Consider the following 21,982-nt stretch of genomic DNA (forward strand, 5'->3'; position numbering starts at 1 on the left):
ACCAGATCACCGGAATGCGAACACGATGACCACGACCAGATCCGCCGCGCCTGACGCGGCACCACGCGAAATCCAGCGCCTTGTCAACGACTTTCACACTCAGGGATTCGTGCACGTCGCACACATCGTCGCCGAGGAGGAAGTCACCGAACTGCGGGCCGCGGCCTACACGGTGTTGACGGCCGAACATGTCACCAAACGCAACGACAACTCCGGCATCGTGGCCACAGTTGATGCCTGGGAAGACAACGACACCCTGCGTCGGCTGGCATTACATCCCCGACTCGCAGCGATCGCCGGGCACCTTGCCGGTATCCCGCTGCGGGTCTTCGGCGGCGAAGTACTCCTCAAGACCCCCAACGACAGGCCCACCGGCCTGCACGACGACAAACCCTGCGAAATCGTGGACAGCCGCATCAGCCTGAACGCCTGGGTGGCGCTAGTCGACGTCCCGGTCGAGAGGGGCTGCCTGACGTTTCTGCCCGGGTCACACCGCCGCGGCGGCCCCGACCGCATCGATATGACCGACATCAAGTTCGACGACCTGCTGCGCGACGACGACGCCCACTCCTACTTGTTCGACCACTGGCCCGAACTACGCTGGACGCCACGGATTACCGTGCCGCTGCGCGCCGGCGACGTCACCTTCCACCACCGTCGCACCGCACACGCGGCCGGCGCCAACCAAACATCGCAAGACCGTGTGTCGATGGTGATCACCTACACCGACGCAGACGCGACATACAACCCCAGACCAGGCCACGATCCGCTGCCATACCAGCCAGGTCAGCCACTACCCGACGATCGGTATCCGCGCATCAGCAATTGACGCCCGCACCTCCTTTCCGCAGCAGCCCACCGCCTGCGATGTCGGTTGCGTGGATACCGAACGCAACCCTCAAACCATTCCGCTGGCGGCCAGGAATGAACCACCCGCCCGGTCTACTCAGCCAGCAACGACAACTCCCAACGGACCAGATCGAGCGCCGTGACTACGGCGGGGTCGTCTGGGTTCAACCCCTTATCAACAAGCACCGCACGTTCCACAGCATCCATGATGATTTCGACGCCAAGCGCCCACTCCGCGGTTCGCCCACAACGGAAACCGGCTCCGCCGTCAACGGATACGCCTGGCCACGCCCAACACCACCGCCGGCTTGCGATACTCCAGCCGTAATCGGGAACGAATAACTATCAGCCTGTTGCCCGTTAGGCCGAATCACACCGCAACCCCTAATCGGGAACAGTGATACACACCTCGATCGACCCCCAGTTAAACCCACAGAACTCTAAATGCGTTGTGGCCGAAGCGCAACACGCTGGGCGCGGGATCGCCGCCGCCTGTTGGGCAGCAGCCGTGAGCCGGTACAGCTCGGTAAGCCCCAACGGGTCGCGCTACATTCCTGGGCGTTCGCCCTAGTCCTAGTCGCTGGCGTCCAGGGCTACAAAGTCCAAGGGATCAGGGTTCGGCGCGGTAGATCCTGCCCACGACAGCCGTCGGCGTGGATGGTCGACAAACGTAACCGCCGCTCGCAGAGCAAATTCGAGTGTGGCCGGTGTCCGTCGTTTGGTCCGCTGACCGTAACGCGGCGACCATCGTCGCAACCCACGTACGCCCGCAAATCGGCTAGGGTCGGGCACCGGCGGAGAGTCACCTGATGCACAGGTACCGGTGTGGATGGCTTAGCCTGGCGTTGCTGGTGCTGTGCCCATCCAAGGCCGCAAACTCTCCGACACATCGGGGGAACTTCTGGAATCCTTCGTACCTCGACCGGTGTTTCAGGTCCTCTTGATGGCCCAGCCAGATCCCGAATAACCAGATCCCAGCCAATGTCATAACTGAGGCTATTGCGATTGTCATGTCCACTCCTTGTCGGATCACTTTTGTCGTGCTAATCGCTGCAACGGGTGCCGGGAGGCTGTCACTCCTCCAATGTCAGTGCCATGACAGACTCGGCCGTGACGCCTTGACCGCGCCGTCGGCGACAGCCTTGGTCCCGCAGCGGCGACGACATTGGACCGGGTGATCGTGCCCTCCGGGCTATGGCATCGTCTGGGCTTGTGCCCGTTAGGCACCCGCGAGATCTTTCGCGGCACCCCAGTTTGTTGGGCCTCGAGCATCCGACCACTGCCGAGGAAGATCGCCACGTGGCGGCTGCCGCCGGGTCCATAGAAGATCAGGTCGCCGCGCTTGGCCTGTGAGCGTGGAATATGCCGTCCGGCGTTGTACTGGTCGCCGGAGTATTGCGGGATCAGCACACCAACGCCGGCGAAGGCGTAGCGAGTAAGCCCGAAGTAAGCCCGGAGCAGTCGAACCCACGGTGTTGGCCTCCGAGCCCACACCGCGGCTGGGACCGGTCAGGCTGCCCCGGGGTCCCGCGCTAGCTTGGCTAGAGCCGCTGCCCGATGCCGGCTGCCGCGAGAGTCTGCCGGTCGGGCCCCCGGCCCTGGCAGCACGCAGCCAGGGTGCCGTCCACGACCACCGCGGGCACCGACGCGATTCCGTACCCGGCTGCAGCGTCGGCACCACCCGCTCGCAGATCCTGGACGGTCACCTCGCAATCCGGGCAGGCTAGTTCCTGCACCAGACGAACGGTCGGCTCGCACACCGGGCATCCAGCGACGAACACTTCAACCTGGCGCTTTGCCATCATCATCACCTCCAGCCCCAACGCTACGGGTTCCACTCGACTGGAATGTCAACCCCGACCCTTGCTGTGTGCGCGACTTTCACGTCACCGGATCCCATGCGCCGGAAACCGAACTCACCAGCTGCGCCACACCACCGGCGCCGGGACGGAAAGATGGCACTGCGCTGGCGTACGGGCGGCATCGTCGAGGCCGGCAATGGCTTCCGCGCGCCAACAGTTGCCGCCGCGGTAGCCGACCGACCGATCCTGGTCAGCTGTCATTCACTGCAATTTGAGGACTTTCGGCGCCATCAGCGCGGTGGTGGGTAGAGGTGGTGCACCACGAGGGCGGTGACCACGCCGCATGCGAAGTGCGGGATCAGATCGCTGATCCAGCCGATGATGCCCCAGGCTCCGGGGAGGGTACCCCGAGAACAGTCATCGGTCCATTGGTTCTGATCAACGCGAAGAGGTTGGCGGTCCGCGTAGCGACTAAGCTCAACCCAACAACAGTGGCTCTCAATACCTTTCGCCCTGGGCGCGATCGTCACGCGAAACTCGTGCGCTGCGCTCCTGCGCACAAAGGTGGACGCGAGTGTGCCCATTGCAGGTCGCCGCCAAAGGATCCGGGCCGGCAAGACCCGCCGTGAATCCCGGGCGGGTGGCCTTGGCCGATCTGCCCAACGACTATGAGTGATCACAGTTAGTCAGTACAACCGCAAACCAGCACTGATAATCACAGACAGTCAGTACGACGACAAACCAGATCTGGGAAGCATCACAAGTTCGACGAACCGGAGACCGTCGCTTCCCGAAACGGGAATGGTGAGAAGGCACCTGGTGCGTGCATCGTCTATTCCATGAGGATTCAACGATCAATCGACGTCAACGCATCGGCTGCCGACGCCTGGGTGCTACTCGCCGATGGCTTCGGCGACATCGGCACGTGGACAACAACTGTCGATCGTTCCCACCTCGTCGGTCGCCAGGTCGAGGTGGGCGCCCAGCGCCACTGCCAGGTTTCATCCGGCCCGTTCAGTGGCGACGAGGTGGTCGAACGTGTTATCGCGTTCGACCCCGGCAAGATGACCTACAGCTATGAAGCCGTTCGCGGCCTGCCGAGCTTTCTGACATCGGCGCGCAACACTTTGTCAGTGACACCGCTGGTTGGTAACCGGTGCCGTATCCACGCCAACGGGTTCATCGTGCTGCCGTGGTGGCTCGTGCCACTCGGCCCGATCGTCTCGCTGGCTCTGGGCTTCGTCATCCGAAAGTTCTTCCGCGACTTGCAGCACCGCCTCGAACACGGGGTGCCTCGCCCCGAGGTCGCCGCGCGCGGGCAGTGAGACGATGAAGCGATGAAGCTAGCCGAGTTCAACGGCCAGGCGGCACCGGAGGCGTCGAGCCCGTTCGGCGCGGTCTTGCGCTCACTGCGCCACCGGCACCGCGTCAGCCAGCTGGAGCTCGCCGACCAGGCCGGATCGACACCGAGATACATCTCGTTCATCGAGACCGGGCGATCCCGGCCCGGCCGCGAACTGGTGGAGCGCATCGCCGACGCGCTCGATGTCTCGGCCCGCGACCGTGCGGAGCTGCTCCGCGCGGCCGGACTCGCCGCCTCGGTCTCCGAGCACCACCTCACCGACGCCGAGCTCGACGCACATCGCATCGCGATCGAACGGCTGCTCTCGACGCACAAGCCCTTCCCCGCCTGCGCGATGGATGCCTACGGGCGGGTCCTCGCGCTCAACCGCCCGTGCGCCCTGCTCAATCCGGGAATCGACGCGCTGTCACCGGAAGAGCTGGTGGATGCCGCCGTCGGGCCGGGTCCGGTGCGCACAGCGATCGTCAACTTCGCGGAGGTCGCACACGGCTATGTCGAGCGGCTGGAACGGCGAGCCAGGGCGTCTACCGACCCGCGGTTGCGCGCGCTGGCCGACCGCGCCCGCCGGCATGTCACCGACATTCCGCGGCCCAGCCGCGAAGCGAGCAACCCGACGCTGACGATCCAGCTTCGGGTCGGCGACGACATGACGTTGTCGATGCTCGCCACTATCGTCCGGTTCGAGCACGCCTCCGACATCACGCTCGCCGAGTTGTGGATCGAGCTGCTGTTCCCGGCCGATGAGCCCACGCGGCGATGGTTCGAGGTTGCCGAGGCCGGCCGCTGAGGCTCTAACAACCACGGCACGGGCTCGCCGCCCATCCGACCGCAAGATCCTCTGTTTGTTGCATCTACAACTCAGCTTTCGCTATGGTCCGTGTTGTATCTACAACACAGTTTGCTTCCGAAAGGTGCCGCCATGTCTCAGATCGACCCGCTCCTGGAACGCAACCGTGCGTTCGCCGCGACCGGCGCCCACCAGGGCCTGAAGCCGCTGCCTCGCCACCAGGTACTTGTGGTCACCTGCCTGGAGCCTCGGCTGGACCCGGCCCAGTTGCTCGGTCTCGAACTCGGCGACGCCCTGGTCATCCGGAACACCGGAGGCCGGGTCACCAACGAGGTGATCGAGCAGATCGCGTTCATCGGACACGCCGCAGAATCCAGGTTCGGCGCCGAGGCGGCGGCCTTCGAAGTGAGCGTGATCCACCACACCAGCTGCGGAACCGGCGCTCTCGCCGACCCCGATTTCCGTCGAGGTTTCGCCGAACGCATCGGTGCGGACGACGCAACACTCGCCGAGCGGGCGGTCACCGACCCCGAAGCCACCGTGCGGGCCGACGTCGAGCTGCTGCGCCGGTCGCCTCTCCGGCCGGGCCGGGTCATCGTGTCGGGACACGTGTACGACGTCGACACTGGCCTCATACGGACCGTCGTCCCCAGCACGCGCTGACGGAGGGGATTCGATGAAGCCGCGCATCCTTGTCACCACCGGCGCCGGACGCACCGGATCGGTCGCCGCTCTCGAACTGGCCCGCAAGGGATTTCCCGTCCGCTGTCTCGTCCATCGCGACGACCAACGTGCGGCCCGGCTGCGAAAAGCCGGCATCGAGGTCGCCGTGGGCAGCCTGTATGACTGGCGCGATCTCCATGCCGCACTGCACGATGTGCAGCGGGCCTATCACTGTCCGCCCTTCGACTCACGCCTGCTTCACGGCTCCGCGATGCTCGCAATGGCCGCGCAGGAGGCCGGGCTCGAGGTCGTCGCACTCATGAGCGCCTGGAATCCCCACCCCACCCATCCGTCCATCGTGCAGCGCGAACACTGGCTGACGAACAACCTCTACCGGCGGCTGCCGTTCGACGTCATTCACGTCAACCCGGGTATGTTCGCGTTCACATACTTCCTGGGCCTTCCCGCGATAGTGCACATGGGCCTGCTGGCGTTGCCGTTCGGCGACGGATTGAATGCACCACCGTCGAACGAGGACATCGGCACGGTGGCGGCCCGCGTACTCGAAAACCCCGCCCCCTACGTCGGACGGTGCCTGCGCCCGACGGGCCCTCGACTCCTGTCGCCACAGGATGTCGCGGCCTCAATGGGCGAGTTGTTGGGGCGCCGGATCCGTTACCGAGACGTGTCGATCCGGATGTTCGCCAAAGCCGCTGTGGCGCAGGGATTCCCGACATTTCAGATCGCGCAGGTCCGCCACTACGCTGCCGAACTGCGGGCGGGCGCCTTTGCCGACGTCACGAACCACGTAGAGGAGGTGTGCGGGCGCCCGCCGGAGGGCTTCACCGAGATCGCACGCCGCTACCTCAACGAGCCCGAGCGCGTCATGCCCGGACTCCGATTGGGAAGCCGCGCAGCAGCGATCGCCTTCGCCGTGCGCATGATGGCGGCGCGCGCTCCCGACCTCGATCGCTGGGAACGTGCCCGCGACTATCCACTCATCGCGAATGGTGCACTGGCCCATGACAACCCGGACTGGGTGGCCGCTGCCCGCCGCCGCCAGCTGTTCCTGCTGCCCGAAACCGCCCCGCCCACGGACACCCTGCGCACCGCATCGCACCGGCTAGAGAGGGAACCCATGTGATAAGCGCCCGGCCCTTTGCCGAGAACAAATTGGCCGAGATCAACGGTGTCCGAATGGCCGATATCGACGACTGTTCGAGCTGCAAACCGACGAAGTGGAGCGCTTGACCGGAATCGTTTCACAGACGCTGGGCCGATTTGCGCACGAGCACCTGTCCCTGTTCCGCAGCGAGGAGGTCGTGGAACCGACGCATATGATGTACCTACAACATACAGAAGGTTGTAGATGCAACAAAAAGCCCGAAACCTCGCCCTCGACATGCGGGAGGGTTGCCTGGGGGTGCGGATCGGCCGACTGCACCGTCTCGTGGCCCGCCGGTTCGATCACGCCCTCCGCCCCCAGGGATTGTCGCTCCCGCAGCTGGAGGTCCTCGGCGTCCTGATGCTGAGGGGGCCGCTGAAGCCGAGTGCCGTCGCCGACGCGCTGGCGGTCGAGCGTTCGACGATCAGCCGCAATCTGTCCCTCATGGCGCAGCGGGGATGGGTCGAGCTCGAATACTCACCCTCCGGCCGGTCGACGTCGGCCACCCTTACCCGCCAAGGAATCGAGACCCTCGCACAGGCGAGGACCGCCTGGGCTGCGGCCCAGCGTGACGTCTTGAGCCTCCTGGGCGCCGACTCCGCCGCGACCATCGACAACTGGCTCGAAGCACTCGCGGAATGACCTGCGAAATGATTGCCCATACTGCTTGATGCGCAGAAGGATTCACTCATTGCCTAGAGTCGACTCGTAGCGAAAAGCCGCGCCCTCGTTCGCCATGCCGTTCACGGGATACAGACCGTGCCTGAAACTGGGCATCCCGGCCGGGCCACCATTGCAGGCCGTGTCGTCGGGAACACACAACTCGATGGTCTTGTCATACGCGGGCCCGATTGCGATAGGCGGCGCACCGACATCGCGCAGGAACTGAATCGACCGCTCCCGAACAGGACCACCGCGGCGACATGGCTGGCCAACGCTTGCGGCATCGGCGAAGGCAACTCGGGTCGGTACTCAGCAGGTATTTCCTCCGCCACGACGGCCGCGGTGACGAACCTGGCCCCTGCCGCGCCTTGGGAACCCAAGCATTTCCTGATCTGATGACGCTCAATTCGACTACCGCCCTCCGGTTCCCGACCCGCGCCGCGCCTAGGACGCCGCTGATGTAATGGCCCCTGGTGGGTTGGCGTCGACGGCGTCCGAATTCTGACCCGTGACGGCATCTGAAAATTGACCCCTTGGATGGTCGGTCGGTGGTGGGGTCAGGCAATCGCCCAGCCCGCGGCTCCGTGGTGTAGGCCCAGGGCGGCCAGTCGGGCGAGGTTGATGGCGCCGGCTCGGGCCAGGATGTCGGTCAGGATGCGTTTGTGTCCGCGGCAGCGGGCTCTTCGGCCACCCCAGGGGCGGTGGGTGAAGTGGCTGATCTTGCGTTCCACCACCGGCCGATAGGTCCGGTAGTCCTGCTGCCAGGCCGGATCTCGTTGGCGCGCTTTGGCGTGCTGCAGCGCGGCTTCCCGCGGGTGAATGCTGATCACGCGCCCCCGACGGGACTTCGTGCACTCCGCCCGCAACGGACACGACTGACACAGCACACCGAAGCGCGCCACGGGGTGACGCACACCAGCGCGGATGCTCACGGTGTGATCAGCCGGGCAGGTGACGGTGCGGCCGGCCAGATCAATCCTGAACTGGTCTTTGGAATAGCCGTTGGCGTTGCGCACCGGAGGCACTTTGGCGCGCATGTCATGACCCCGCTGGGTCTGCTCATCCAGCGTAGCCCCGCCGGCGTAGGCCGAATCCCCATACACCTCAAACCCTTTGGACCCCGAACCATTCTGTGAGTCGCTACCGTCGTCATCGTCATCGTCCGATTCGGCATCGGCAGGTGCGCCCGCGACGGGTTCGTTCAGCAGCTCGTCGATGACCTCGCGATCGGCGGTGTTGGCCGCGGTGATGGCCACATTGGTGATCAGCTCCTCATCCGGATCCACACTGAGGTGACTTTTGTAACCGTCGAAGGTACGGGCCCGTGACTTGTGCCCGTGGCGGGCCTCGACATCGACGGTGGAGATCAGCCGATCCCGGGCCACCCGCCGGGCGATACGAAACACCCCATCCTCGCCGGCCTCGACGTCTTGGCCGGCCACCAACCCCAGCAGCTGGGCGGCTTCGGCGAGCGGCCCGTCCAACTCGCGGCCATCCAGCACCTCCAACGCCGCCTGGGCATCGCGGGCCAGCGCATCCACCAGCGACTCTCGGGCTTTCGGGTCGTCCCAGTCGCACGGCGGCTTACCCAGGCTGGCGTAGTCATCGTCGCGGGTCAGCACCTGCCGCACCGCACCCGCCAACGCAGGATCGGCCCGGTCAGCCACGGACAGTACTTTGCGGATCGCGGCCCGCAACTGGATCACCGTGTCCTGAGTGGCCACCGCATCAAACAACGGGGTGGAATCCAACACCCGCCGCCGTCCCCGTAACAACCCGGCCGCTTGGGCGGTGGTATTGACGTCATCGAACAACCGCCGCGGCCGATCGGACTTCCGCAGCCGGTTGCGCATCCCAACGAGCACCGTGGGGTGAAAAGCCTCCGCCCCCACTGTCAACCCGGCAGCGGCCTTCCAACGCAAGTCGAAAGCCAGCCGGTCACACGCTTCCCGATCCGACAAGCCCTCGTAGGCCTGCAACAGCATCACCGTGGCCACCACGCGCGCCGGCACAGTCGGGCGGCCCCGCGTCGAGGCCTTGAACAAGTCGGCGAAATAGTCATCGCCGAACAGCGCGCCGCCGTGCTCGGCCAACAGCCGATAGATGCTGCCCTCGGGCAACTGATCACCCACCAGAAGCATCGCGTCATCGAACCGGCCCTGCCGATTCTCACATCCCAACGCCACCCACCGATCCTCATGGCACACCCGCGCCAAACCCGGTCAGGCACGCCGAAACCCGGGCCACTAAATCAGCAGCGTCCTAGTAGCCCAGGCCGCCAGCCCAGCGCGTAAGCCAGTCCCCGGATTGGTCGGATGCCGGTACCGGCGGCGTAGCCGGTGAGCGCGCCAAGGCTCGAGAGTCGGCCGACCAGGATGTCACCGGTGCCCGGGATCGTCAGGTGAACGAACTTCGCCGGGGTCTCGACGGTTGGTTCGGTCGTTGTGCTCGGCGGCCGACCGCCGACCGCCATGTCCAGCTAGGCGATCGCATTGAGCGTGGTGGTGCCCGGTCGGCTGGTTCTCATCGGCAATGCTTCCTTGAGTGTCATGTTTTTTCCGCGATGATGAGGGTGTATCCGATGCGTCCGGCCTTGACCGCGTCGGTCACCAGCCTCGTGTATGCCAGCACAGCGTCGGGTGCAACGCCGTTGTCGGCGAGGAGCTTTGGGACTGCGATGCCCAGGGCGGTGATCCGCGCGTCGACGCGGTCGATCATTTCCAGCAGGCTCTCGTCGTGGGATTCGATGTGCCGCACCTGAAGTCCGGCGCTGGCGAGGATGCCGGTGTAGTCGGTGACTGTGCGGGCGTCGGCAACGCAGGCGACCCAGGCGGTGAGTGAGCTCAGCTCCGCCGGTAGGCCGGCCCCGGTGATGGTGACGTCGGTGATGCCGGCCAGGCCGCCCGGACGCAGGATCCGCGCGAACTGATGAGCGGCGGCGCTCTTGCCCGGGAAAGTGCACAGCGCGCATTCACACACCAGCGCATCGAATGCGTTGTCCGGCAACGGAAGTTCTTCGGCGTCGCCGTGGTGGAATCGCACCCGCTGGCCCAGCCCGGCCTGCGTCGCGGCGGCCTGGGCACGGTTGACGTTGATCTCGCTGAGGTCGACGCCGTCGACGGTGACGTGGTATTCGCCGGCGAGCAGGCGGGCGGTGGCGCCGGGTCCGGAGGCGACATCGGCCACCCGCTGGCCTGACTGGAGCCCGAGCTGATCGGCCAGTCTGCGGGTCAACACCGCGCCGCCAGGGTGATACGAGTCGCCCAACAGCAGGGCGACGATGTCTTGGGAATAGGCATCGGCGCAACAGGCCTTGATCTGCTGCGGCGGGAGGGTCATCGGAGCACCTGTTTGGAGCCGTGCGGGGAGTCGGCCAGCAGCCCGGCGAGCGGGGCGGCGTTGGGCACGATGTCGGGCACCGGCACGCCGGTGAGCTGTTCGCGGATCTGCTCTCGGTAGCCAACCGAGTTGTAGGCGCAAAACGGGATCAGCCGCCCGTCCGGGGTCAGTTGCTGCACGCAGCATTTCATCAGCTGTTTGACGTTGAGGGTAAACGGGTCCTGGAAATCCTGGATCACGATCGCGAACACCCGATCGGTGAGCTGCGCGAGCGCCTCGGGCAGGTTGATCCCGCAAGCGTCGGCGCAATCCAGGGCGGCGGCGGCCCGCTGCAGCTGCTCGATCGTGGTGTCGGTGCCCATCACCGCCGATGCGGACCACAGCTTCTCCAACGCTTCCCGGATCGCCAGATCGGGGATTACCCGGTTGGAGACGTAGTCGAGGTAGTCCTCAATGTCGAGCAGCCGCGGAATCGGGACTACATGCTCACCGTCGGTGAGCAAATAGGTGATCGATCGACAACTCGGGAAGCAACACGGAACCGGGAAGAAATCGTCGGCCTTAAACCAGTCCGGCAATTGCGCGGCTATGCCGTGGACGATATCGGAGTTGGTCAGCCGGGTGAGGGGGTCGAACTGGACGTGCCGACCGGCGTGGGTGACCGGCTGGAACACCACCGATTGCACCCCGGGCCGCGCCATGCCGTGGCGGATGATGGCACCAAGTTCGTGATCGTTGAGACCACGTTCCACGGCAGCGACCAGACTGACGGTCAGGCCCGCCTCTGCGCAATTGTCCAGCGCGCGGGCCTTGATGTCCCGTAGATCGCGGCCCCGGATCTGGCGGTGGGTTGCTTCCTCGAGGCCGTCGAACTGCAGGTAGATGTGGACGGGGCGGCCGGGCTGGTTGCGTTCGGCCAGGTTGGCGACGAACCGACGATCTGATGCCAGCCGGATGCCGTTGGTGTTGATGATGACGGTCTTGACCGGGCGGGCCTGGGCGGCGTCGACGAACTCGAGGATCTGTTTGTGGATGGTCGGTTCGCCGCCGGAGAACATCACGACTTCGGGTTCTCCCTCGGCGGCGACGAACGCGTCGAGCATCTGTTCGCATTGCGCCAAGGTGATGGCGTACCCGTCATGCTGGTGACCCGAGTCGGCGAAACAGATTGGGCAGTCCAGGTTGCAGTGCGTGTTGACTTCGATTAACCCCAGGCAGGCGTGCTGCTTGTGGTCGGGGCACAGGCCGCAGTCGCTGGGGCAGCCATCACGGATCTCGGTCTGGAATCGCAGCGGAATGGTGCCCGGCTTGTTGAATCGTGTTGATTCCATGTACATCTGGGCATCCCCGTACACCAGGGCTTCGAACTCGCCATGGTCGCGGCACCGCTTACGTAGGTACACTTTGCCGTCGCGGATGTTGACTTGTGCGTCCACCACGACCTTGCAGACCGGGCAGATGCTCTTGGTGTACTCGATGAATACCTCATTGCGATCTTGCTTCGTCGTCGCCACCGATGCCCCACATTCCGTCGACCCATGCACTTGGGCTAGCTCAGCACGGGGTAACCCGTGCGCGGTGAGTAACTGTCAGGAGCCGAACAATCCGCTGGTTGTGTCACCAGGACGATAGTTCGCGTGAACACAGCACCGTACTAGCGTGCTAATGAGGCAAAAGATCCGCGTGAAACGTGTTGGCTCGTGCCCTGTCAGCGGGCGGACGCGATCGGTGCCGATCAGCGCCGCAGCCGCGACCGCAGGGCGGACCACCATCCGCCGCTAAAGATCTGCTGGTCGAGCAATTCGGGCGCCTGCTCGATGCCTCACCAATAGATCCCACTCGACGAGTCCGAGTCCGCTACTACGCTAAACCCCCAGACGTCCCAGCCGGCGAGGTCTTAGCTCTCAACGCTGACGAAGTGATCTGTCTCGACTCGCAGGCCTTGGTCGCGTTCGCACCCAGCCGGGTATTGGTCTTCAGTGATCACCGGCCCGTCGGTGCATGATCAGGAGGCGCGGAAGCCCAATGACGAAGTCCCACAACGCGAGCGGTCCACCGATCCACAGCGGCTTCAGTGCACCGATCGGGTTCGGGGTCTTGAGCTTGAAATCCGACGTGTCGAAGGTCTGCTTAGCTTGGAGCGCGGCAAGGACCGCGCCGAGTTTGTCTGTGTTGTTCCAAGCACTTCGAAACACAATCTTTCCGTCAACGTCGATGATGTAGATCGAGTTTGGCATTGCGCCGTAGATATGGTGTGCGTGCCCGTCCATTGAGTCGATCAGCACCGTGCGCTGCTCATCGTAGACACTGGGCAGCCGCAGGGCATCGAAACGCTTGTCGTCAGACGATTCGTGTGCGCGGGTTCGGTTTCCCGGATGCGCCTCCCGCACGTACAGGAGGAGAAAATTCATGCCCGGATACTTTGCGGCGTACGCCTGCATCGGCGGTACCGCCTGAGCGTACATGGGACACGTCACGCTTCCGGTTTCCAGGACGATCGGCTTGTCCAGGTAGTCGGACAGGTGTACCCGCCTGCCGTCCACGGTGGTCAGCTCACAGTCGACGTATTTGTCGCCGACACTGAGCCCGGTGAAGTGCTCGAAGTCGTAATCGGATGAGTGAAATCGTTGGTAGTTGTAAGCCTTTCCAATTCTCGACATGGGACCTCCGGTTCTCGACTCCCTGGCGCGAACGGGTTCGATGTTAGACGAACGGGGTTGCAGGCGATCTGTGTGACATGACTTCGGGCTCGCCGGCGCATGCCATCCGGCCAGCGTTGCGCAGTAGCAGGCTGCACGCCGCCGCGGCAGCCAGCACGGCGGCGACGGTGAGCAAAGCGACATGGTAGGTGCCGGTGGCGTCCTTGAGGTGGCCGGTGGCGTAGGGACCGGCAAAGCTTGCCAGGCTGGCTGCGGCGTTGACCGCCGCGATGGCCACGGCGACCCGGGGACCGGCCAGTGCTGCGGTGCAACGGCTCCAGAAAGCGGGCATGGCCGCAAGGATTCCGGCGACGGCGATCGTCAGCCAGCCCAGCGTCACCATCGGTGACATCGGACTCAACGCCGCACCGAGCGCGGCGGCGCCCGCGGCCACCGTCGGTATCGTGATATGCCCGATTCGGGCGCCAGAGCGGTCGACGCTGCGGCGGCTCCAAGCCAGCATGGCCACCGCGGCGACACCATAGGGCAGGGCCGACAGGGTGGCGGCCGTAAGGGCGGCGGTGCCGTGTGCGAGCGAGGCGACCAGTTGGGGTAGGAAGAATTGCAGCGCGTAAAGGGCGAAATACAGTCCCCCGTAGACGACGGCGAATAGGACGAGCCGCCAACCGGGTCCGCCCGAGCGATCGGTCGCAGCAGGGGTGTCCTCGGCGAGCTGGGCCGACAGTTCTGCGCGTTCCTCGGCGGTGAGCCAGCGCGCCTGTCGAGGGCTGTCCGGCAACAGCCGTCGAAGCAGCGGCGCCAGCACCAGCGCGGGCAGCGCCTCGATCAAAAACATCGCCCGCCAGCCGGGTAGCTCGGCCAGATGGACGTGGCCGACGATCAGGCCAGACAGCGGCAAACCAACCGTATTGGCGACCGGAATCGCGAGCAGGAACGTAGCTACGGCGCGGGCTCGCTGCGCGCAGGGAAACCACACGGTCAGATACGCGATGACGCCGGGGAAGAAGCCGGCCTCGGCGACCCCGAGGGCGAAGCGCGCCATATACAAGGTGTGCGCGCTGGTGACAAAGGCCGTGGCCGCCGAGCACACACCCCAGGCCAGGACAACCGCTGTGAGTGTGCGCCCGGCGCCGAAACGCGCCAGCGCCGCGTTGGCGGGAACCTGGAATAGGACGTAGCCGAGAAAGAAGACGCCGGCGGCGGTACCGTACGCGGTGGCGCTCAGGCGCAGGTCGGCGTTCATCGCCAGGGCGGCGACGGAGATATTGGCACGATCGACGAAGTTGATCACATACAGCACGAACAGCAGGGGCAGCAGCCGTCGCGCGGCCTTGCCTAGGGCATTGTGCGTGGGGCTTGCCGCAATTGTCGCCACTTGCGGCTCCTTCCTTCGGCCTGTCGGTCGATGTCTACCAATCACAGTCAGTCGATCAAATTCAGCCGCCCGACCGGTTACGGCAGTGCGGTGAAACGGATTTGGCGTTGCACCGGGTGGGTTTTGCCGTCAATCTCGGCGTAGGGGCCAGCGAAGAACAGGCTGCGGCCGGCGCGCTGCGGCGGGGCCAGCAGGATGTCGCGGCCGGTTGACCAGGCGATGTGGTTTGCCTCTACATTACCGACCACCTCCATCACTGCGCCCTGACGCGCAGCCCGTCTAGGTCGGTTATCTCGATGACTGCGTACCCAATGGTGATCAGCCGAGCGTGCTCAAACTCCTTGAGGATCTTGTTGATCGAGGGGCGCTGGGCTCCGAGCATGGCCGCCAGGGTGCGCTGGGCGAGTTCGACACGGGCATCGACGGCCTCGTCGAGCAAGAGTTGCGCCACCTGCTCGGGTAGCGACCGTCCAAGCAAGCCCATCAACCTGATCTGGCTTGCCGACACCCGTTGTGCCACGCTCGACAGCCACCGCCGCGCAATGGCCGGGTGGGTCGCCAGCAGCCGCTCGAATGCCTGCCGGTCCAGGAACAGGCACGTCGCGTGGGTCAAAGCGCGCGCCGTGTAGGCCATTGGCATCTCCAGCAGCAGCGAGATGTCTCCGTCCACGTCGCCGGGATGAAGGATATTCACCACAGCACGGCGGCGTCCGGTGCCCAGACCGAGCTCGATCTGGCCCTGCCGCACAATCCACACCCCGTCCGCGGCGTGACCGGCGTGGAAAACCACTGCGCCTGGGGCAAACTCCTTCGCCTGCAAGGTCCCCGCCAGCGCCGCCAGGTCGTCGCGGTGCAATGGTGCTGAGGCGCCACGCCCGACGCATCGCGCAATCCAGGCTGCCTGTCGGACCTGGGCTTCGGAAGCCGACTCACCGCCGGTTAGCGACTGCACGAAATGCCGAAGCGGGCCCACCGACTGGTCTGACATCGTCCCTCCTCGACAGCAAGTCGATGCTGTCATCGTGCTGACAATTGTGCTTCAGCGTGGATCGCGTGCGCGTTGGCTTGCTCTGAATGGGCAATTAGGCCGATCGGAAGGAACAAGCAATGATCACCGCACGCGGTCCGCAAGCAGCGGCGAAGGTCACCGCCCGAGACCTCGGCAGGGCGGCCGGATGGGGTGCCGGCGCAGGATTGGTCGCCTCGGTCGTCATGGCGATGTATGCGATGTTCGCGGCGGCCACCTACCAACACACCGGGTTCTTCACGCCCCTGTACCACATTGCGTCGACAGTCATCGAACCCGACACCATGATGACGTCCATGCTGCAGGCGACGGCTGGTCATTCGTTCACGTTCGCCTCGGGGCCAGCCGCGCTCGGAGCGCTCATCCACATGATGGTCGGCGCGATATACGGCGCGGTGTTCGGCGTTCTCATTCGGCTTGCCCGCGCCCACGGGTTGATAGTGCCGATAGCCGGACTGGTGTGGGGCGTGATCGTCCTCGCCGTCAGCTCGTGTATTGGATTGCCCATCGCCGCAGCAGTACTCGGCGCCGGCTATCCGATCCGGAATATGGCTGCATTGGTCGGCTATCCTACGTTCGTTATCGAACACCTGATTTTCGGCGCCACGCTGGGCGTGCTGGTGCAAGCCCGTTTTACGCGGCGCTGATCGCGGTCGACGGGTGGTGACCAGAGATGCCTCGAAACCCGCACGCAACGTGGTCGCGCCCCAGCCAGGCAGCGGCGATATTCCTGCGCGGCTACACCATTCGCGCCTCGTCGCCGATCGCACTCGTCGTCGGCACGATCCTTTCAGCGGTCAACCAGGGCGCCGTCATCGCCGGGGGCCAGGCCGACACCAGCACTTGGTTGCGGGTGGCCTTCAACTACGCGGTGCCGTTCGTGGTAGCCAGCCTCGGCTACCTATCAGCCCACCGCAGCAACGTTGACGAACACACCGACCGTGCAGTCAATCTAGGTACCGGGGGTGGTACGGGCGACGTCGGCCAAGAGCAGTGACGAGGTCGCACGCGCGGTGCCGACGACGTGGACATCAGATCTGGAAGTTCGTTGGTGCGCCTGCCTTTTCCCAGGACGGTTGCGGCCGTTGCTTCGCGGGATCCTGCCGACGGGATGGGAACTGTGTGCGCGCTGACAAACTGATTCTTGGCGAGGCTTCGCCAGCTGTATGGTGCTGGTATGCCTACTCGATTGTCGCCCGGCGCGACCGTGCCGGGCCGCCGCCTGCAGGACATTAGTGGCCAGGCTGTGGACGTGCCGGCGGGGACCGGAAGGACACACCTGCAGTTTCGGCGGTTCGCGAGCTGCCCGATCTGCCACCTGCATCTGCGCAGCTTCGCCAATCGCCATGAGGAGGTTGCAGACAGTGGCATCACCGAGGTGGTGTTCTTTCACTCGGCGGTCGAAGCGCTGCGCGGTTACCAGTCGTTGCTACCGTTCACCGTGATCGCCGACCCGAACAGGGTGCAGTACCGCGAGTTCGGGGTAGAGACAAGCTTGGGCGCAATCACCCATCCGCGGGCGTGGTGGGCTGCCTTGCGCGGGGCGGCAGCGATGTTGCATCGCAACGATCCTGATCGGGCGGGCGTCGGACTCGGTGACGGCACAACGCATCTGGGATTGCCCGCCGACTTTCTCATCGATCCCGACGGAACCGTTGCCGCTCTGCACTATGGACGTCACGCCGATGACCAATGGTCGGTGGATCAACTAATAGACATCAACCGCTCGTTGGGACGCGCGCGGTGACTCAGTACCGCCTGATAGGCGCACTTACCGTTGTGGCGGTTATCGCCGCCTCGTGTGGTTCGCAGCCGAAATCCCTACCCACAGTGGCGCCCCTCGGAGGCCCAGCGGCCGCGAGCCCGGTGCCGGCAGGTCGAACCGTTCCCGCCCGGCTGCAGTTCACCGCCAAAACCGTTGATGGGCAGGACTTCAACGGGGAAAGCCTGCTGGGTAAGCCGGCAGTGCTATGGTTCTGGGCGCCCTGGTGTCTGACGTGCCAAGCCGAAGCGCCGATGGTCGGCCAGGTCGCCGCGTCGCACCCGGAGGTTACCTTCGTCGGGGTGGCTGGACTGGACCAGGTACCGGCAATGCAGGAGTTCGTCGATAGATACCCGGTGAAAAAGTTCACCCACCTGGCCGACGCCGACGGGTCGGTCTGGGTGAGAATCGGCGTCACCCAGCAACCCGCGTTCGCGTTCATCGGCCCGGACGGCAGCATCGACGTCGTAGCGGGCCGGATGTCTGAGGCCGAGCTGGCCCGGCGGGTCACGGCGTTAGCCAACCAATGATTGACGCCGCGGCTCTCCGCCTTCGCGCTGGGCGTGGACTGGTGGCTGCGCGCAAGTTGTTGCCTCGCGTGTGATACTGCCCGAATGACGATGGCTCGGTTTCGTCGCGGCTCGGAGTTGTTGTTCTCTCCCGCCAATGCAATGAGGCCGCCAGCCACCGGCGCGCTGATCGCGTTGGTCGGTCTTCGGTTGCTGGCCGGGCTGATCTGGCTCTACAACGTGGTCTGGAAGCTGCCGCCGGACTTCGGGGAGCGAAGTCGCGGTGGGCTGTACCACTTCACTCATCTTGCGATCGAACATCCGGTGTTCAAACCGTTCAGCTGGGCGGTCGAGCACCTCGTGCTCCCGAACTTCACCGCATTCGGTTGGGCGGTGTTGTTCGCCGAGTCAGCGCTGGCGGTGCTGCTGCTAACGGGGACGGCAGTGCGGCTGGCTGCATTGGTCGGAATTGGGCAGTCAATCGCGATAGGCCTGTCGGTGGCGGAGTCGCCCGGGGAATGGCCTTGGTCGTACGCAATGTTGCTCGGCATCCACGTCGTCTTGCTGTTTGTACCGTCTACCCGGTACGCGGCCGTCGATGCCCTGCGCGCGGCGACCGGTCCATCGGCCGCCCGGTCTACAGCGCGACGACTGCTCGGTGGGTGGGGGATCGCGCTTGGGCTGATCGGCCTTATCGGCGTATGGCGCAGTCCCGGCGGCGAGCAGTCGGCGAACGTCGGTGTAAGGCCGTTGGAGTTTTCGCTCGGTGACTACAACCTCCGCGGCGCCCTGCTATTGGTCGCAATCGCACTGGTAATGCTGGCGGCGGCGAAAGTCGGCTTGCGCGTACTGGCGATCGTCGCGGCGGTGGTAGCGGCGGTCGCCGCCGTCTCCATCTATCTGCAAGTCGGCAGGACTGGGGTGTGGCTCGGTGGGACGAACACCACTGCAGTTATTTTCGTTTGCGCCGCGGTGGTAAGCGTGACAACAGGATTCAGTATCGGACGCACGAAAGGGGCGTAATGGCCGCACCCGAGGCTTTGCAGGAAGTTCTCGCCATCGCTGCAGAACACGCCGAGCGGGTGGACACCGACGGCGCATTCCCGGCCGAGGCTGTCGATGCACTCCGCAGGAGTGGTCTTCTGGGTCTGGTGCTGCCCTCCGATATCGGCGGAATGGGCGCGGGCCCTGTTGAATTCACCGAAGTGGTCGCCCAGCTTTCGGCGGCCTGCGGATCGACCGCAATGATCTACCTGATGCACGTGGCAGCCGCTGTCACCGCCGCGGCGGCGCCCCCAGGCGGACTACCGGATCTGTTGGCGGACATGGCTTCCGGAAAGCAACTCGGCACACTGGCCTTCAGCGAGCGGGGCTCCCGTTCGCACTTCTGGGCGCCGGTGTCCACCTCGTCGGTCGACGGTGACGAGGTCGTCGTGCAAGCTGACAAGAGCTGGGTGACCTCGGCGGGGTTCGCCGACGTCTATGTCGTGTCTGCCGGTTCGGCAAACGGTGCCGCGGGAGACGTCGACCTTTACGCGGTTCCGGCCCACACAACGGGTCTGCGAGTGTCGGGCACCTTTACCGGGATGGGTCTGCGTGGGAATGCCTCCGCGCCAATGTCTGTCGATATCCGGGTTCCGGCGTCGTATCGCCTCGGCGCGATAGGCGGCGGGTTCGCCGCGATGATGGAAACGGTGCTGCCGTGGTTCAACCTCGGAAACGCTGCTGTCTCATTGGGTCTGGCTACCGCCGCCACCGGTGCCGCGGTAAAGCACGTCGCGACTGCCCGGTTGGAACATCTCGGTGGGAGCCTGGCCGAGCTACCGACGATCCGTGCTCAGATCGCCCGAATGGGCACCGCCCTGGCCGCGCAGAAGGCTTATCTGACGTTGGCCGCCAACAGCGTGAGTTCGCCCGACGACACCACCTTGGCAAATGTGCTCGGTGTGAAGGCGTCGGCCAACGACGCCGCACTGACCATCACCGAGTCGGCGATGCGAGTGTGCGGCGGTGCGGCGTTCTCCAAGCAACTGCCCATCGAACGCGCGTTCCGTGACGCTCGCGCCGGATCGGTCATGGCGCCAACCGCCGATGCGTTGTACGACTTCTACGGAAGAGCCCTTACCGGGCTGCCGCTGTTCTAGGAGGTGATCGTGTCAGGCGAACCCCTGGTCGTCGGGGCGGTGGCATACACACCCAACGTCGTCGGTATCTGGGAAGGAATTCGAAGCTACTTTCAGAGCTCCGAAAGTCCGGACACACAAATGGATTTCGTGCTCTACTCCAACTACGGGAGGCTGGTCGATTCGCTGATCGCAGGCCACATCGACATTGCCTGGAACACCAACCTGGCCTATGTGCGGGCCATGCTGCAAACGGGTGGGCACTGCACCGCACTGGCCCAGCGTGATACCGACGTGGACTACACCACCGTGTTCGTGGCACGTCCGGGCAGCGGGATGCGGGCACCCGAGGACATTGCCGGGAAGCGCCTCGCGCTCGGGTCCGCCGACTCCGCACACGCCGCGATCTTGCCGCTCTATTACTTGCGCCGAGCGGGGATAGCCGAGTCGGACCTGCACGTCATCCGCTTCAACACCGACATCGGCAAGCACGGCGATACCGGCCGCAGTGAACTCGACGCGGTGGACGCCGTGATGGCCGGTGAGGCCGACGTGGCGGCGATCGGCAGCTCCACGTGGGCGGCGATGGGCGCCGAGGAGCTGATGGGGGATTCGCTGGCCGAGGTGTGGCGCACCGACGGCTATTGCCACTGCATGTTCACCGCACTGGACACGCTGCCCGCCGCCCGGTACCAGCCGTGGCTCGATCGGTTGCTGGCGATGAGCTGGGACGACCCTGAGCATCGAAAGATCCTCGAACTCGAGGGTCTACGGCGCTGGGTGCCTCCTCACCTGGACGGATACCAGCCACTGTTCGAGGCCGTCGAGGAGCAGGGTATCGACCCACGATGGTGATTCTGGATCTGATGCGCCGGGTGGGTGGCCTTGCGCAGGGAGCCACCGCCGAGGTCGCCGTCTCTGGCGACCGGGACCGTGAGCTCGCCGAGCGGTGGTGTGCGCAAACCGGAAACACTGTTGTGCGTGCCGAAGTGGACCAGGCGGGAGTCGGCACCCTGGTCGTCCGACGCGGCCGCCCGCCCGACCCGGCGAGCGTCCTCGGCGCCGATCGGTTACCCGGCGTGCGGCTGTGGCTGTACACCAACTTCCACTGCAACCTGTCCTGTGATTACTGTTGCGTCGCCTCGTCGCCGCAGGCCCCGCACCGCGAACTCGGCGCCGAGCGAATTGCCCGGATAGTCCGCGAAGCCGCGGACTGGGGAGTGCGCGAATTGTTTCTCACGGGTGGTGAGCCGTTTCTACTGACCGACATCGACACGATCATCGAGAGCTGTGTCGACACGTTGCCCACGACTGTCCTCACCAACGGCATGGTCTTTAAGGGGCGGGCGCTGCGCGCGCTGGAGTCGCTGCCCAGGACTGGGCTCGCCTTGCAGATCAGCCTGGACTCGGCGACTCCGGATCTACACGATTCGCACCGAGGTGTCGGGACATGGGCCAAGGCCGTCACCGGGATCGGTTTGGCGTTGTCACTTGGCTTCCGGGTGCGCGTGGCCGCGACGATTGCGGCGCCGGCACCCGGCGAGCTGGCGGCGTTTCACGATTTCCTGGACGAGCTCGGGATAGCCCGCGCCGATCAGCTGGTCCGGCCGATCGCCTTGGAGGGCGTCGCGTCCGAGGGGCTAGCGCTCAGCCGCGAATCGTTGGTTCCGGAGGTGACGGTCACCGCCGACGGCGTGTACTGGCACCCGGTGGCAGCCATCGACGAGCGGGCCCTGGTGTCGCGCGCGATCGAACCCCTCGCCCCCGCGCTGGACAAGGTGAACCGGCTGTTTGCCGAGCAGTGGGCGCGGGCCGCCGAAGCGGCCGCCTTGTTCCCGTGCGCATAAGTACTGCGCGCCTTGTGGTCGAACAGGGCCACGGCTTGGCGTCGGGCA

Annotated in this window: 23 protein-coding genes and 2 pseudogenes; 14 read left to right on the forward strand and 11 right to left on the reverse strand. The window is 65.2% G+C overall.

The features are described from left to right. The first annotated feature begins 25 nt into the window (after positions 1-25). Complete coding sequence (locus tag AADZ78_RS04010) at positions 26-829, forward strand: phytanoyl-CoA dioxygenase family protein (RefSeq protein WP_085251294.1); 804 nt, start codon at positions 26-28, stop codon at positions 827-829. A gap of 1,280 nt (positions 830-2,109) precedes the next feature. Here the strand turns inward: AADZ78_RS04010 and AADZ78_RS04015 are convergent. From AADZ78_RS04015 to AADZ78_RS04025, 3 genes and pseudogenes are all read right to left on the reverse strand, one after another. Next, positions 2,110-2,368: pseudogene (locus tag AADZ78_RS04015) on the reverse strand (NlpC/P60 family protein); the annotation flags it as partial. A 22-nt stretch (positions 2,369-2,390) separates the two neighbouring features. Further along, a complete protein-coding gene (locus tag AADZ78_RS04020) occupies positions 2,391-2,651 on the reverse strand; it encodes a thioredoxin family protein (RefSeq protein WP_085251305.1) in 261 nt (86 codons plus the stop codon). A 114-nt stretch (positions 2,652-2,765) separates the two neighbouring features. Beyond that, positions 2,766-2,912, reverse strand: a complete 147-nt coding sequence (locus AADZ78_RS04025; protein WP_169726338.1) for a hypothetical protein — start codon at positions 2,910-2,912, stop codon at positions 2,766-2,768. 578 nt (positions 2,913-3,490) lie between these two features. Here AADZ78_RS04025 and AADZ78_RS04030 point away from each other — a divergent pair. From AADZ78_RS04030 to AADZ78_RS04050, 5 genes are all read left to right on the forward strand, one after another. Further along, entirely contained in the window at positions 3,491-3,976 is a 486-nt protein-coding gene (locus tag AADZ78_RS04030) for an SRPBCC family protein (protein WP_085251296.1), read from the forward strand. A gap of 12 nt (positions 3,977-3,988) precedes the next feature. Beyond that, a complete protein-coding gene (locus AADZ78_RS04035) occupies positions 3,989-4,801 on the forward strand; it encodes a helix-turn-helix domain-containing protein (protein ID WP_085251297.1) in 813 nt (270 codons plus the stop codon). Between the two features lie 132 nt (positions 4,802-4,933). Then, positions 4,934-5,464, forward strand: a complete 531-nt coding sequence (locus AADZ78_RS04040; RefSeq protein WP_085251298.1) for a beta-class carbonic anhydrase — start codon at positions 4,934-4,936, stop codon at positions 5,462-5,464. A gap of 13 nt (positions 5,465-5,477) precedes the next feature. Then, a complete protein-coding gene (locus AADZ78_RS04045) occupies positions 5,478-6,608 on the forward strand; it encodes an NmrA family NAD(P)-binding protein (RefSeq protein WP_085251299.1) in 1,131 nt (376 codons plus the stop codon). Between the two features lie 225 nt (positions 6,609-6,833). Further along, positions 6,834-7,271 (forward strand): MarR family winged helix-turn-helix transcriptional regulator, encoded by a 438-nt coding sequence (locus AADZ78_RS04050; RefSeq protein ID WP_085251300.1) that lies wholly within the window; start codon positions 6,834-6,836, stop codon positions 7,269-7,271. Between the two features lie 578 nt (positions 7,272-7,849). Here the strand turns inward: AADZ78_RS04050 and AADZ78_RS04055 are convergent. The 8 genes and pseudogenes from AADZ78_RS04055 to AADZ78_RS04090 form a co-directional block, all read right to left on the reverse strand. Continuing rightward, positions 7,850-9,478, reverse strand: coding sequence for a transposase (locus AADZ78_RS04055; protein ID WP_085250103.1), 1,629 nt, complete (start codon positions 9,476-9,478; stop codon positions 7,850-7,852). A 65-nt stretch (positions 9,479-9,543) separates the two neighbouring features. Then, positions 9,544-9,765: a hypothetical protein gene (locus AADZ78_RS04060; RefSeq protein WP_085252580.1), complete on the reverse strand. Its 222-nt coding sequence runs from the start codon at positions 9,763-9,765 to the stop codon at positions 9,544-9,546. A gap of 74 nt (positions 9,766-9,839) precedes the next feature. Beyond that, positions 9,840-10,631, reverse strand: coding sequence for a class I SAM-dependent methyltransferase (locus AADZ78_RS04065; protein ID WP_085252579.1), 792 nt, complete (start codon positions 10,629-10,631; stop codon positions 9,840-9,842). Further along, positions 10,628-12,145 carry a radical SAM protein gene (locus AADZ78_RS04070; RefSeq protein ID WP_085252578.1) on the reverse strand — a complete coding sequence of 506 codons (1,518 nt, stop codon included), beginning with the start codon at positions 12,143-12,145 and terminating at the stop codon, positions 10,628-10,630. The genes AADZ78_RS04065 and AADZ78_RS04070 overlap by 4 nt, the downstream gene beginning before the upstream one ends. A 462-nt stretch (positions 12,146-12,607) precedes the next feature. After that, complete coding sequence (locus AADZ78_RS04075; protein ID WP_085252577.1) at positions 12,608-13,291, reverse strand: deiodinase-like protein; 684 nt, start codon at positions 13,289-13,291, stop codon at positions 12,608-12,610. Between the two features lie 43 nt (positions 13,292-13,334). Then, on the reverse strand, positions 13,335-14,666 hold the full coding sequence (locus AADZ78_RS04080) for an MFS transporter (RefSeq protein WP_204903460.1): 1,332 nt from the start codon (positions 14,664-14,666) through the stop codon (positions 13,335-13,337). 77 nt (positions 14,667-14,743) lie between these two features. After that, positions 14,744-14,905 (reverse strand): annotated as a pseudogene (locus AADZ78_RS04085) (transglutaminase family protein); the annotation flags it as partial. 14 nt (positions 14,906-14,919) lie between these two features. Then, complete coding sequence (locus AADZ78_RS04090) at positions 14,920-15,654, reverse strand: Crp/Fnr family transcriptional regulator (protein WP_085251513.1); 735 nt, start codon at positions 15,652-15,654, stop codon at positions 14,920-14,922. Positions 15,655-15,773: 119 nt separating this feature from the next. Between AADZ78_RS04090 and AADZ78_RS04095 the strand changes: the two genes are divergently transcribed. The 8 genes from AADZ78_RS04095 (at position 15,774) to AADZ78_RS04130 (ending at position 21,934) form a co-directional block, all read left to right on the forward strand. Beyond that, positions 15,774-16,340, forward strand: a complete 567-nt coding sequence (locus tag AADZ78_RS04095; protein WP_239656790.1) for a hypothetical protein — start codon at positions 15,774-15,776, stop codon at positions 16,338-16,340. Between the two features lie 26 nt (positions 16,341-16,366). Further along, entirely contained in the window at positions 16,367-16,690 is a 324-nt protein-coding gene (gene nrtS, locus AADZ78_RS04100) for a nitrate/nitrite transporter NrtS (RefSeq protein WP_169726350.1), read from the forward strand. Positions 16,691-16,870: 180 nt separating this feature from the next. Further along, positions 16,871-17,440, forward strand: a complete 570-nt coding sequence (locus tag AADZ78_RS04105; protein ID WP_085251514.1) for a peroxiredoxin-like family protein — start codon at positions 16,871-16,873, stop codon at positions 17,438-17,440. Next, positions 17,437-17,985 (forward strand): protein disulfide oxidoreductase, encoded by a 549-nt coding sequence (locus tag AADZ78_RS04110; protein ID WP_085251515.1) that lies wholly within the window; start codon positions 17,437-17,439, stop codon positions 17,983-17,985. The genes AADZ78_RS04105 and AADZ78_RS04110 overlap by 4 nt, the downstream gene beginning before the upstream one ends. Before the next feature lie 90 nt (positions 17,986-18,075). After that, positions 18,076-18,987 (forward strand): Rv1678 family membrane protein, encoded by a 912-nt coding sequence (locus AADZ78_RS04115; RefSeq protein WP_139828838.1) that lies wholly within the window; start codon positions 18,076-18,078, stop codon positions 18,985-18,987. Further along, the gene (gene fadE16 / locus AADZ78_RS04120) at positions 18,987-20,108 is read left to right on the forward strand and encodes an Rv1679 family acyl-CoA dehydrogenase (RefSeq protein WP_085251517.1); all 1,122 of its coding nucleotides are present in this window, start codon (positions 18,987-18,989) and stop codon (positions 20,106-20,108) included. The genes AADZ78_RS04115 and fadE16 overlap by 1 nt, the downstream gene beginning before the upstream one ends. Positions 20,109-20,117: 9 nt before the next feature. Next, positions 20,118-20,942 (forward strand): Rv1680 family SBP-like protein, encoded by an 825-nt coding sequence (locus tag AADZ78_RS04125; RefSeq protein WP_085251557.1) that lies wholly within the window; start codon positions 20,118-20,120, stop codon positions 20,940-20,942. After that, a complete protein-coding gene (locus tag AADZ78_RS04130; RefSeq protein WP_139828839.1) occupies positions 20,939-21,934 on the forward strand; it encodes an Rv1681 family radical SAM protein in 996 nt (331 codons plus the stop codon). The genes AADZ78_RS04125 and AADZ78_RS04130 overlap by 4 nt, the downstream gene beginning before the upstream one ends. Positions 21,935-21,982 lie beyond the last annotated feature (48 nt).

The sequence above is a fragment of the Mycobacterium riyadhense genome, from assembly GCF_963853645.1.
In the GTDB taxonomy this organism is placed as follows: domain Bacteria; phylum Actinomycetota; class Actinomycetes; order Mycobacteriales; family Mycobacteriaceae; genus Mycobacterium; species Mycobacterium riyadhense.